This is a genomic window from Salinifilum aidingensis, from assembly GCF_054782015.1.
The window spans coordinates 164,775-176,958 of the sequence record NZ_BAAGTH010000002.1; the positions used below are offsets into that span (position 1 = coordinate 164,775).

The window sequence follows — 12,184 nt, forward strand, 5'->3', positions numbered from 1 at the left end:
TGCCCTCCGATTCGTGCGTGCTCCCGCCCGGCCCGCGAACCGGCGGCGGGCGGGAGCTGCGGTGAGCGCACCGCGCGCAGCGGCGCCGTCGTTGATCAACAGCGACCCTAGCAACGGAGCACCGCGTTTCAACACGCCCATTCGGGAGTCATTCTTCCGCGTTCCCCTTCGGTCACGTTGCACACCATCGTGTGTATTTGATTGACAGTTCAGCGGTCGACCAGTAAGGAATACGCGTTCTTGCCGCACAATTCGCCGCTTTGGTACAAAGCCTGTTGATCATCAACGGCCGCCGCCAGCCGTGACCTTCCCAGCACCGCAGAAACCGGACAACGAAGCAGCGCCGACCGAGGAGAATTCGTGACCGCGACCGGAACGCATTTCGCGATGCCGCCGTTCTACTGCCCGATCGATCCCGCCCTGCACCCCGATGTCGACACGATCGAGAAGCAGGCGATCTCCTGGATCGACGACATCGGAATGTACGAGGACGCCACGCGCCGGCGGCACGTCATCAAAAGCAACAGCGCCGAATTCTTCGCGCGCTTCGCCCCGTCCGGAATCGCCGAGAACGTGCTGCTGGCGGCCAAGTGGGTCTACTGGGGATTCGCCTTCGACGACGTGCGGTGCGACAACGGCCCGCTCAGTGCGCGTCCCGAGGAGTTCGTCGCCGTGGCCGGCCGGGTCCAGCGCGTCCTGGAAGCACCGCACAGCCTGGACGCCGCCGAGGACCCGTACCTGCGCGCGCTGCACGACATCGGCCTGGCGATGCGCCGGCAGGCCACGCCGACGCAGGTGCGCCGGTTCATCGACGCCCACCGCGCGTGGTTGCACGGCGTCGCCTGGCAGATCGGCAACCAGGCGCGCGGCGTCCGCCCGCCGTTGAACGACTACCTGGCCATGCGCCTGGGCAGCTCCGGCGGCTTCCCGACCATGGCCCTGCTCGAGATCGCCAACGGCGCCGAGGTACCCGACGGCGAGATGGACCACCCTGCGGTGCGCGCCGCGAGCGAGGCCGCCGTGCTCACCGCGGGGCTGGACAACGACCTGCACTCCTACCGCCGCGAACAGCGCGACCGGCACGCCGACCAGAACATCATCACCGTGCTGGTGGAGAACGAGGGGCACTCCGCGGAGGAGGCGCTGACCGAAGCGGTCGCGCTGCGCGACCGGATGATGCAGGTGTACCTGCGCCTGCGGGAGCAACTGCTGCCCGATGCCGGCCCCGAGCTGCGCACCTACCTGTCCTGCCTCGGCGCGGGCATCCGCGGCAACATCGACTGGGGGCTGCGCGTGCCGCGGTACACCGCCCACGACGGCCCCGGCGAGTCCGGGCACCCCGGATGGGCGCGCGTGCCGTCGGATCCCGACCCGACCGCTCCGGCGCTGCCGGCCATCTCCTGGTGGTGGCAGCACGTGCGGGGGTGAGCTACCGGCGCAGCACCGCTCCGAACCGAGCGCTCGGGTTGCAGCGGTCCGTCGGGCAAGCGGCGCAACCGCTTCCTCGACGCGTGCGCAGAGCGCCCCGGCGCGGGGCCTCCGGCGCCGCCTCGCGAGGACGGCCCCGGGCGGTGCTGCCCCCCGTCCGCTGTCCGGGGAAGGAGGTCGGGGGCGGCTGGGAGCAGGTGACTACCCGAGGTCGAGGATCCCGCAACGAGGCGCCGCCGGAGGTTCCTCCCAGCTGCCCCCAACCGCCCACCCCCAACAGCCACCCCGCGGACTCTCGAAGCGGAGGTCACCGCGCCGCCGGATGGACCTTCCGCCCCGGACCGAGCCGGTCGAGCGCGTACGCACCGCCGTTGAAGCCGAGCGCGAGGGCGGCCACCGCGAGCACGAGCACGTACTCGAATCCCCCGTCGGTGACGAACAGCCCCTGGCCGGTGTGCGCGGTCAACCACGCGCCGAGCATGGTGCACGCGAGCAGCACCCCGGCCAGCGGCAGCGCGGCGCCCGCGATCAGGGCCAGACCGCCGAGCGTTTCGACCAGCGCAGCCGTCCAGGCCGCGAGGCCGGGCACCGGCACCCCCATCTCGGCGAACGACGACGTCGTGCCGCTGATCCCCCACTGCGCGAACTTCTGCAGGCCGTGCGCGATGAACACGACGCCGAGGGCGATCCGCGCGAGGAGCAGCGCGAGATCGCGGATCCACTCGGGCGGCTGCGGCATGGGTGTTTCCCTTCCTGTCGTGCCCGGCGGGACCGGGCGGTTGCGTGCGGGATCAGCCGAACTGGAGGGATCGCTTGGCGAGCCCGCACCAGAACCCCTCGATGGGCGTGTGCAGCTGATCCAGGTCCCCCGCCGCCTCGGCGGCGCCGAGGGTGACGAACAGCGGGGCGAAGTGCTCGGTGCTCGGGTGGGCGAGCACCCCGGCGGGCGCCTTGTTCCGGAAGTCGAGCAGCTGATCGACGTCCCGCTCCCGGAGGACCCGCCCGCCCCACTCGTCGAACTCGACCGACCAGCTCGGCGTGGCGGGTTCGCCCATGGCGCGGAGGTTGTGCGTGAAGAACCCGCTGCCGATGAGCAGCACGCCCTCCTCGCGCAGCGGGGCGAGGAGGCGTCCGAGGTCGAGCAGGCGCTCCGGGTCCAGCGTCGGCATGGACAGCTGCAGCACCGGTACGTCGGCTTCCGGGTACATCTCCACCAGCGGCACGTAGGCGCCGTGGTCGAGCCCCCGGTCGGGCTGGTCGTGCACCGGCGTCGCCGGCCCGCGGAGCAGCGCGCGCACGCGCCGGGCGAGCTCGGGAGCTCCGGGCGCGGGGTAGCGCACGGTGTAATAGCGCTCCGGGAAGCCCCAGAAGTCGTGCACGAGCGGAACCGTGGTCGTGGCCCCGAGCGTGGCCGGCGCCTCCTCCCAGTGCGCGGAGATCACCAGGACGGCGTCCGGCCGCGGCAGCGCGCGGGCCCAGTCCGCGAGCTCTCCCGGCCACACCGGGTCGTCGGCCAGGGGCGGGGCGCCGTGGCTGAGGTACAGCGCGGGCGTGCGGTGTCCGGTGGTCATGGTCGCCTCGGAACAGCGGTCGTTTGAATTCGAACTACATGGTGGACCGTACCCGGTTGTTCATATTCGAACAACCCTTAGGGTGGGTGCATGGAACAACCTCGCTGGCTCGACTCCCGCGAGATGGCCGCCTGGAACGCGTTCCTCGAGGCCAGCCACCTGGTGCCGCGCCGCGTCGAGCAGCAGCTGCGGGACGCCGAAGGGCTGTCCCACCCGCAGTACGAGATCCTCGTCCGCCTCGCCGACGCCCCGGACGGGCAGATGCGCATGAGCACCCTCGCCGAGGAGGTCGTGACCTCGAAGAGCGGACTCACCTACCAGATCGGTCAGCTGGAGAAGGCCGGTCTGGTCCACCGCTGCGCCTCGCCCGGTGACGACCGCGGGGTGCACGCCGCGCTGACGCAGCAGGGGCGGCGGAAGCTGGAGGACGCCGCGCCCGGGCACGTCGCAGCCGTGCGCGCCTGCCTGATCGACCTGCTCAGCCCGGAGCAGCTCGACGCCCTCGCCGAAGGGCTCGGCGCCGCCGGCAGCCGGATCCGCTCCGGCGGAACCGGCGCCTGAGCCCGAGCGCGCTGCTCACCTCGCCCGCGCGGTCGAGCAGCGCGCTCGGGCGTGGCGTGCGGCACGCGACCGCACCGGACGGCCGACGCGCGGAGCGCGGGCGGCGTAACTTCTCCAGCCGATGCCGTGGGAACGAGTGAGTGCGTACAGCGGGATGCGCGCCGCCGCCGGAAGGCTGGCGCGCGCCGGCAGCGTGGCGCGCCGCGCCTTCGCCGACGCCGGGGCGCCCGCGCGGATGGTCGTCACCGGCTTCGCCGCCGCCATCGCGGTGGGGACCGTGCTGCTCATGCTGCCGATCGCCGGTGCCGGCGGGGAGGCGACCTCGTGGGTCACCGCCCTGTTCACCGCGACCTCGGCGGTGTGCGTCACCGGGCTCGTCGTCGTGGACACGGGCGGGCACTGGTCCCTGTTCGGCGAAACGGTGGTGCTCGGGCTCATCCAGATCGGCGGCCTGGGGATCATGACCCTGGCTTCCCTGCTGGGGCTGCTCGTGTCGCACCGGCTGCGCCTGCGCCTGCAGCGCGGCGCGCAGACCGAGATCAAGAGCCCGAGCCTCGGCGACGTGCGCCGACTCCTCGTCGGCGTGATCACGCTGAGCCTGCTGGTCGAGGCGATCGTGGCGGGGGTGCTGACGCTGCGGCTCGTGCTCGCCTACGGGCACGACTGGCTGCACGCCGGGTACCTGGGCGTGTTCCACGCCATCTCGGCGTTCAACAACGCCGGTTTCGCGCTGCACCCGGACAGCCTCACCCGCTACGCCGCCGACGGGTGGGTCTGCCTGCCGGTCGCCGCGGCGTTCGTCCTGGGCGGTCTGGGGTTTCCGGTGCTCATCGAGATCTCCCGCCACCTCCGCCAGCACGGCGCGCGCTGGTCGCTGCACGCGCGGGTCACCCTGGTGACCTACGCCGTCCTGGCCGCGATCGGGGTCCTGGCCGTGGCCGGTCTCGAGTGGTCCAACCCCGCCACCCTCGGAGCGCTGGACGTCCCGGGCAGGCTGCTCGCCGCGCTGTTCCACGGGCTCACGCCCCGCACCGCCGGGTTCAACACGATCGACGTCGGCGAGATGCATCCGACCACGCTGCTGCTCACCGACGTGTTCATGTTCGTCGGCGGCGGCAGCGCGGGCACGGCCGGCGGCATCAAGGTCACCACGTTCGCCGTGCTGGCCTTCGTCATCGTCACCGAGATCCGCGGTGAGCCGAACGTGCACGTCGCGGGCCGCAAGCTCCCGGTCGAACTGGCGCGGCAGGCGCTGACCGTGGCCCTGCTCGGGGTGGGGATGGTGTTCACCGCCACGCTCGTGCTGCTCAAGATCACCCCCTTCAGCCTGAACTCGGTGCTGTTCGAATCGGTCTCCGCGTTCGGCACCGTCGGCCTGTCCACGGGCATCACCGGTGCCCTGCCGCCCGCTGCGCAGTTGCTGCTCGTCGTGCTCATGTTCACCGGCCGGCTCGGTCCCATCACCCTCGCTTCCGCACTGGCGCTGCAGGAGCGGGGACGGCGGTTCGACCGCCCGGAAGAACGCCCCATCGTCGGCTGATCCGCACCGCGGCGAGCCCGGGGCGACCACCCCGCGACCGCTCGGGAATCCGCACGAGCAGCCCGTCGCGCGGGCCCAGCTGTACCACCCCGACCGACGTGGCGGGTAGCGTGGGCGGCGGGAGCCGCGCCCACCGCGGCGACCCGGCGGGAGCACCTCGTGCTGAGGCCTTCCGCGGGGAGGTTTCAGCCCCCGCCGCGCCCGGAAACGCTCAGGGGAGCACGACTCGCCTACGGAAGGAGGACGGCGTGGTAGCTCTGACCACACCGCAACCGCTCCCTCCCCAGGCAGGCACGTGCGCCGCCCGGCCCGCGGTGCGCACCTTCACCGCCGGACGGGACGTCCCCGGCGGCGCCGTCGTCGACCTCCGCACCGCCGCCGACGAGGCGTGCGCACTGCTGCCGCCCTCGCACCCCCGCCCGTGACACCGCGCCGGTCGTGCACGACCGGCGAAACCAGCAGGCCTGCGCCCGCGGGACCGCGGGCGGGCCGCACCGCGCCGCATCCGCGCGGCCGACGACCTCCGCACCGCGCGGAGCGCGCCCTCGACGCGAAACCGGGGGATCAGCATGACCGATGCCGCGACCACGACTGCGCGGGAGAACACCACGTACGACGCGCTGCTGCCCTTCTTCGACGAACTGCGCACATTGGACAGCGACAGCGCGCGCAGCAAGCTGCGCGACGAGCTGATCACCGAGCACCTGCCGCTTGCCGAACACCTCGCTCGGCGGTTCCGCGACCGCGGGGAGTCCCACGACGACCTGGTGCAGGTCGCCAACCTGGCCCTGGTCAAGGCCGTCGACCGGTACGAACCGGACCGGAGCAGCGATTTCGTGAGCTTCGCGGTGCCGACCATCATGGGCGAGCTGCGCCGCCACTTCCGCGACACCGGCTGGTCCGTGCGGATGCCCCGGCGGCTGCAGGAGCGGTACCAGCAGGTGTCGAAGGCGATCTCCGCGCTGTCCCAGCAGCTCGGCCGCGCTCCGGCACCGAGCGAGATCGCCGAGCACCTCGGTGTCGAGCTCGACGACGTGCACGAGGGCATGCAGGCCGGGCACGCCTACCGCAGCAGCTCGCTCGAGGCGGTGCTGCAAGGATCGGACTCGCTGACCGTGTCGCACACGCTGGGCATCGAGCACCGCGAGATGTCCGATGTGGAAGACCGGGCCGAGCTGCGGCCGCTGCTGCGCAGCCTGCCCGAGCGGGAGCGGCGTCTCATCGCCCTGCGCTTCCTGCACGGGATGACGCAGTCGAACATCGCGCAGGAGCTCGGCATCTCGCAGATGCACGTCTCCCGCCTGCTCACCCAGGCGCTGCAACGAGCCCGGGAGCAGGCCGAGGAGGCGGACAACGTCCCGCCGCAGTGGCAGCAGGCGGCCGCACAGGCAGCACCCGCCTGCGGGACGACGTGACGGCCCGCCGCGCGCACCGCGGTCGCCGGGCGGGGCGGAAGCTCTGAGAACGCGCGGGCACCGCCGCGGTCGCTGCGGCGGCGCCCGCGCGCCGCCCCGCGACACGCGGTGCCGGTCGCGTGGCAGGACCACCCGCGCACGCCGGGGTCCGGCACGCGCGGTGGGCGTGCGGTTCAGGACGGTTCAGGAGATCTCCTGCTCGGGCCGCTGCGGAACGGACGCGACCACGTCCTCGGTGCTGGTGTACTCGCGGTCGTCCAAGCCCTGCAGCGCCCGCATCGTCTTCGGGTCGGCCTCGCGGGTTTCGGCGTACTCGAGCAAGGACTCCTTGTTCACCGGGAACTCCAGTCCTTGCAGGATTTTGCGGACCCGGCGTTGATCGGCGTCGGTCACGACGTCCTCCTCGGATCGTCCCTCGTGGTCACTGCTCCGCTCGCGTCCCCGCCCGCTGCGCACCGGGCGGGGCTCGGGTCAGCGGGCCAGCGCGTTCACCTCCTTCGGCAGCTGGCTCAACGTCGCGTCCACTTCGTCCGGTGCCCACTGCTCGAGCACGGTGAACACCGCCGCGGTGTCCTCGCGCACCCGCTTCGCGGTGGTCGCACTCGTGCGGATCGCCACCTCCTCGAGGAACTCGTCGGCCTCCGTGCGCGGTGCCGAGCGCCGCGCGTCGAGCGCATCGCCGAAGTCGGCCGGCAGGCGCGCCGCCAGGTCCCCGGCCTGGCCCGCGCTGCTGTGCTCGGCGAGCACTCCCAACACCGCCTCGGTCAGGTCCCGCGCCTGCTCGAGCGTCTCCGCGCCGCTGCGCTTGCGCACCTCCGCGAGCAGGGCCTCGGCCGATCCGGAGAGCCCGATGCTGCCGGGAACTGCGTCGCGGAACTCCGCGGGCAAGGCTTCGACCAGTTCCCGCAGCTGCCCGGCGGTCACGGCCTCGGCCAGCCCGGCGAACGCCGCCTGCACGCGGTCACTCGCGCCTTCCGGTTCCGCGAGCCCGGAGATTTCCCCGACGCGCACGACGAACTCGTCCCACGACCGCTCCGGGGCCAGCCCCGCCGGTTCCACACCGGCGATCTCCCCCGGCAGTTGGGAACGCAGGTCCTCCGTCGCCGCTTGCGCGGTCTCCCCGAGCGCCTGCACGGTCGCGGCCAGCGTGGCCTCGGCCTGCTGCCAGTCGAGCGAGGCGTCCTGGCTCAGCCGGTGCACCATGTCCTCGTAGCGCACGGAACCTCCTCGACCCCGTCGCATCACTTCGATTCCGGTCGACGGCGACGTACCCCGCGCGGCCGCCGGCGAAACGCCCGGGAACCCGCGCCGGCGCGAGCGGGGCTCGGGCGCTGCGGGCGCACCCGCCTCACTCGTTGACCGGGGCGAGCCAGATGGCCGTGATCGCGTCGATCAGTCCGGTACCGGCGTCGCGCCAACTGCTGCGCGGGGTTTCCGCCCCCTCGGCGAGGGCGCGTTCCCGTTCCGCGCACATGTGCACCATGAGCTGGCGAGCCATGTCGGCGCGCTCGGCGCGCACCTCGGCGGGCAACTCGGGCAGGCAGGTGTGCAGCCCGTCGAGGATGCGGTGCAGCGCGGACGAGTTGAGCGATTCCTCGACCATGATCGGGCGCATGGCCGGATCGGTCATCACCTGCGCGCCGAACCGCGAGAACCAGGTCGGGCTGCCCAGCGAGGCCAGGTGCTCCGTGCTCGGCCGCACCAGGCACGCCACCCACTCCCGCGCCCCGGCGCGTTCGTCCAGCTCGTCGAGCATCCGCACGCGCAGCTGTTCGATGTGCTCGGTGTGCTGGCGCACGATCGCCCGCACCAGGTCGACCTTCGTGCCGAAGTGGTACCCGACGGCGGCGTTGTTGCCCTGCCCGGCGGACTCGCTGATCTGCCGGTTGGACACCGCGAACACGCCGTGCTCGGCGAAGAGGCGTTCGGCGGTGCTCAGGATGCGTTCGCGCGTGGTGCTGATCCGCTCCAGCCGCGTGCTGCCCGCCATGCTCACCTCCTCGCGGTGCGGTCGCCGACGGGCCCAGTTTAAGCCGCGCGACTGAGCGCGACGAGCGGGCCGCGCGCAGCCCGCGCCCGGAACGGGCCCACCCTGCTCAACGGCCCACCGCCTGGCCGACGGGGTCCCTGGCCGACGGGGTCACTGCCAGGCGAGCAGCTCGAACGCCGCCGCGTAGTCGGTGCCGTAGCGGCGTCCGGCCTCGCGGGCGTTGCCGCGGACGTGCTCGACGGACCACTCCTCCCCGCCGAGCGCGGCGAGGTAGGCGCGGTGCTCGCGCAGCGCCCGCAGGCCCGTCTCCATCCAGTCGGTGACGTCCGCGGCGTGGTCGATCCCGGGCGAGTCGGCAACGGCGACCCAGCGCAGCGTCGGCACCGGGGTCTCGCGCAGCGCCTGCAGCACCGCCTCGCCGGAGTTGCGGTGATCGGCGGAGTTGCTGCCGCCGTAGGCCCAGCGGGCGCGGTGGTTGAGCACCACCACCAGCTCAGGGGCGCGGCTGCCCACCTCCCAGGCGATGTCCTGCCGGAGCGAGGCGGTGTTCTCCAACGCCGAGTCCGGGTGACGCAGGAACGCGAGGTCGTGCACGCCCACGTGCGCTGCGGCCGCGCGTTCCTCCCGCTCCCGCAGCGGTCCCGCTTCGGCGGCCGGCGTGCCTTCGATGCCCTGCTCGCCGTCGGAGGCGGTCACGTAGCTGACGGTCTTGCCCTGGGCGGTCCAGCGCGCCACCGCGGTGGCCGGGCCGTACTCCATGTCGTCGGGGTGCGCCACCACGCACACCGCCGTCGACCAGTCCTCCGGCATCGGGTGCAGGGACGGGGCCGCTGGGTTCATGGCCACCTCGTGACGTCGTGGACGCTGCGAACGTCCATTGTGCACGCCCCTGCCGCGGAGGTCCCGTGCCTGCCCGGCGCGTCTCACCCGAAGTTGCGGTCCTCACCGCGGTAGGTGGGCACGCTGGCGACGCGTTCGCCACCGCGGACGAGGTGGTAGGTGTCGAAGCGTTCAGCGGGCTCGCCGGCCTTGGCGTGCCGCAGCCACACGCGGTCGCCGAGGCGCAGCGCACCTGCCGCGCGGCCGCGCACCGGGGTTTGCACTTCCCCGGCCCCTTCGGCGCGGATCAGCCGCAGCCCGCGCGGCAGGTGCGGCCGCGGCACCCGGTCGGGTCCCGGAGGCCCGGAGGCGACGTAGCCACCGCTGTAGAGCGTGGCGATGCCGCGGGCGGGGCGGTGCACCACCGGCAGCCCGAACAGCAGGGCCGGCCGGGGGCGGAAGGCGCGGTAGGAGTCGAACAGTCCGGGTCCGACCAGTCCGGACCCGGCGGCGAGTTCGGTCACGCCCGCTTCCGCACCGGTGAGCTCGAGGCTGCCGGTGCCGCCGCCGTTGACGAACTCCAGCTGCGCCAGCTCGCGCACCGCGGCGACCGCGTCCGTGCGGCGGCGTGCCAGGTCGGCGGCTGAACGGCGGCGCACCCACCGCACGGCCGCGCCGCGCGCGCCGCCGGGATCATCCGGCACACCGGCGACCTGCCCCTCGTAGGCGAGCACCCCGGTGAGCTGGAAACCGGGGCGTGCGAGCACCGCGCGGGCGAGCGCGGCCAGCTGCCGCGGGGTGCGCACCGGGGAGCGCCGCGCGCCCACGTGCAGCGCGGGCACTCCCAGCGGCCGCCACGAGGCGTCGAGCTCCAGGCAGACCCGGACGGGTGCGTGCGCGGCACCACCCAGCGCGGCGTCGACGACGTCGAGGTGTTCGACCGAATCCGCGGTGATCGTGATCGCCCGGCGGGCGTCCGGGTCGGTGGCGAGTTCGCGCAGCGCCGCGCGCTCCACGCTCGGGTAGGCCACGAGGATGTCCGCGGAGGTCCCGGCGCGGTGCAGCCACAGCGCCTCGGCCAGCGAGTAGCACATCGCCCCCGCGAACCCGGGAACCTGCAGCGCGCGGTGCACGAGCTCGCGGCAGCGCAGGGACTTCGTCGCCACGCGGATCGGCGTGCCGGCGGCGCGGCGGACCAGTTCGGCGGCGTTGGCCTCGAACGCCTCCAGGTCGACGACGGCCAGCGGTGCCTCCGCGTCCGCCGTGGCCGCGTCGAAGCGCGTGGCGTGCTGCGGTGCCGATGCGTGCGCGCCCCGGTGGGCGCGGCGTGCCGGGCGAGCGGTGAACATGTGCGGACTGTATCCGGTCGATCTTGCTAAGTGAAAGAAATTCACTTAAGTTGCTGCCCCGCGGAAGGAGATTCCATGCAGGACACCTGGACGAACTGGGCCGCCACGGCCAGCGCGAGGCCGGCAGCCGTGCACCGGCCGCGGAACCTCGCCGAGGCCGCCGACGTGCTCGCCACCGCCGAACGCCGCGGCCTGCCGGTGCGCGCGCTCGGCAGCGGTCACTCGTTCAGCCCCGTCGCCGCCCCCACAGGCCTCGCCCTGGACCTGTCGGCGTTCAGCGGGATCGAACACGCCGACCCGGGCACCGGACTGGTCACCGTCAGCGCGGGCACACCGCTGCACCGGCTCAACGCCGAGCTCGACCGCATCGGGCTGGCCATGCCCAACCTCGGCGACATCGACCGCCAAACGATCGCCGGAGCGCTCGCCACCGGCACGCACGGCACCGGAGCGCGGTTCGGCGGGTTGGCCACCCAGGTCCGCGCCCTGCAGCTGCTGCTCGCGGACGGGACCGCGCACCGCTGCGCGCCGGAGGAGAACGCCGAGCTCTTCGCCGCGGCCCGGGTGGGCCTCGGCGCGCTCGGCGTCATCACCAGCGTCACGCTGCAGTGCGAACCCGCGTTCGTGCTCGAGGCCGAGGAACACCCCGAACCGCTGGACTCCGTGCTCGAGCGGTTCGACGAACTCGCCGCCGGCAACGACCACGTCGAGTTCTACTGGTTCCCCTACGGCAAGAACGCCCTCGTCAAGCGCAACAACCGGTTGCCGCCGGAGGCGAGCCCACGCCCGCTGCCACCGCTGCGGCACTTCCTCGAGTACCAGGTCGTGGAAAACGCCGCGTTCGGCCTGCTGTGCCGGCTCGGACGAGCCGTCCCCGCCTCCGTTGCCCAGCTGAACCGGCTGTCCTCGGCGGTGCTGTCCCGCCGCTCCTACAGCGACCGCTCCCACCGGGTGTTCACCAGCACCCGCTCGGTGCGCTTCGTCGAATCCGAGTACGCCGTCCCCGCCGAGGCCCTCGGCGAGGTGCTGCGCGAACTGCGCGCGGCGCTGCCCCGGTTGGAGCATCCGGTCATGTTCCCGGTGGAGATCCGCCTGGCAGCGGCCGACGACATCTGGCTCTCCACCGCGCACGGGCGCGACACCGCCTACATCGCGGTGCACCAGTTCCACGGCATGCCCTACCGGCACTGGTTCGAGGTCTTCGAGTCGATCGCCGGCGCGGTCGGCGGGCGACCGCACTGGGGCAAGATGCACAGCCTGGACGCCGAGGGGTTGCGCGAGCTCTACCCGCGCTTCGACGACTTCCGCCGCGTGCGCGACGCGGTCGACCCGCAGCGCCGGTTCACCAACCCGCACCTCACGCGGGTGCTCGGCGCGTGAGGCGCCCACCCGCTGCCGTGCCGACGCGCAGCCCGGCGACGGCCACCGCGGGGCCCGCTGCTCGGCTCGTCCGGCCGGACACGCGAAACGCCCCGCCGTGCACCTCGCACCGGGTTCCGGCACGACGCGCA

13 protein-coding genes are annotated in these 12,184 nt (G+C 73.2%); 6 read left to right on the forward strand and 7 right to left on the reverse strand.

The window, feature by feature from the left end; all coding sequences use genetic code 11:
• The first annotated feature begins 360 nt into the window (after positions 1–360).
• Positions 361–1,428 (forward strand): terpene synthase family protein, encoded by a 1,068-nt coding sequence (locus tag ACYVJE_RS03800; RefSeq protein ID WP_461143283.1) that lies wholly within the window; start codon positions 361–363, stop codon positions 1,426–1,428.
• Between the two features lie 307 nt (positions 1,429–1,735).
• On the opposite strand, the gene ACYVJE_RS03805 is transcribed toward ACYVJE_RS03800, so the two are convergent.
• Together ACYVJE_RS03805 and ACYVJE_RS03810 are read right to left on the reverse strand one after the other, a co-directional pair.
• Positions 1,736–2,167: a DoxX family protein gene (locus tag ACYVJE_RS03805; RefSeq protein ID WP_461143284.1), complete on the reverse strand. Its 432-nt coding sequence runs from the start codon at positions 2,165–2,167 to the stop codon at positions 1,736–1,738.
• Between the two features lie 52 nt (positions 2,168–2,219).
• Positions 2,220–2,999, reverse strand: coding sequence for a dioxygenase family protein (locus ACYVJE_RS03810; RefSeq protein WP_461143285.1), 780 nt, complete (start codon positions 2,997–2,999; stop codon positions 2,220–2,222).
• 90 nt (positions 3,000–3,089) lie between these two features.
• On the opposite strand from ACYVJE_RS03810, the gene ACYVJE_RS03815 reads away from it, so the two are divergent.
• The 4 genes from ACYVJE_RS03815 (at position 3,090) to ACYVJE_RS03830 (ending at position 6,515) form a co-directional block, all read left to right on the forward strand.
• Positions 3,090–3,560, forward strand: a complete 471-nt coding sequence (locus ACYVJE_RS03815) for a MarR family winged helix-turn-helix transcriptional regulator (RefSeq protein ID WP_461143286.1) — start codon at positions 3,090–3,092, stop codon at positions 3,558–3,560.
• A gap of 136 nt (positions 3,561–3,696) precedes the next feature.
• Positions 3,697–5,100, forward strand: coding sequence for a TrkH family potassium uptake protein (locus ACYVJE_RS03820; RefSeq protein WP_461143287.1), 1,404 nt, complete (start codon positions 3,697–3,699; stop codon positions 5,098–5,100).
• 248 nt (positions 5,101–5,348) lie between these two features.
• On the forward strand, positions 5,349–5,525 hold the full coding sequence (locus ACYVJE_RS03825) for a hypothetical protein (RefSeq protein WP_459159721.1): 177 nt from the start codon (positions 5,349–5,351) through the stop codon (positions 5,523–5,525).
• Between the two features lie 144 nt (positions 5,526–5,669).
• Positions 5,670–6,515, forward strand: a complete 846-nt coding sequence (locus tag ACYVJE_RS03830; RefSeq protein ID WP_461143288.1) for a SigB/SigF/SigG family RNA polymerase sigma factor — start codon at positions 5,670–5,672, stop codon at positions 6,513–6,515.
• Between the two features lie 183 nt (positions 6,516–6,698).
• Here ACYVJE_RS03830 and ACYVJE_RS03835 read toward each other — a convergent pair whose 3' ends face one another.
• The 5 genes from ACYVJE_RS03835 to ACYVJE_RS03855 form a co-directional block, all read right to left on the reverse strand.
• Positions 6,699–6,908, reverse strand: coding sequence for a DUF2795 domain-containing protein (locus ACYVJE_RS03835; protein WP_459159719.1), 210 nt, complete (start codon positions 6,906–6,908; stop codon positions 6,699–6,701).
• Positions 6,909–6,986: 78 nt separating this feature from the next.
• Complete coding sequence (locus ACYVJE_RS03840; protein ID WP_461143289.1) at positions 6,987–7,733, reverse strand: DUF2267 domain-containing protein; 747 nt, start codon at positions 7,731–7,733, stop codon at positions 6,987–6,989.
• A 130-nt stretch (positions 7,734–7,863) separates the two neighbouring features.
• A complete protein-coding gene (locus ACYVJE_RS03845) occupies positions 7,864–8,505 on the reverse strand; it encodes a TetR/AcrR family transcriptional regulator (protein WP_461143290.1) in 642 nt (213 codons plus the stop codon).
• A gap of 150 nt (positions 8,506–8,655) precedes the next feature.
• On the reverse strand, positions 8,656–9,345 hold the full coding sequence (locus tag ACYVJE_RS03850; RefSeq protein ID WP_461143291.1) for a PIG-L deacetylase family protein: 690 nt from the start codon (positions 9,343–9,345) through the stop codon (positions 8,656–8,658).
• A gap of 83 nt (positions 9,346–9,428) precedes the next feature.
• A complete protein-coding gene (locus ACYVJE_RS03855) occupies positions 9,429–10,673 on the reverse strand; it encodes an alanine racemase (protein ID WP_461143292.1) in 1,245 nt (414 codons plus the stop codon).
• Between the two features lie 75 nt (positions 10,674–10,748).
• On the opposite strand from ACYVJE_RS03855, the gene ACYVJE_RS03860 reads away from it, so the two are divergent.
• A complete protein-coding gene (locus ACYVJE_RS03860) occupies positions 10,749–12,053 on the forward strand; it encodes a D-arabinono-1,4-lactone oxidase (RefSeq protein ID WP_459159713.1) in 1,305 nt (434 codons plus the stop codon).
• The last annotated feature ends 131 nt before the right edge of the window (positions 12,054–12,184 follow it).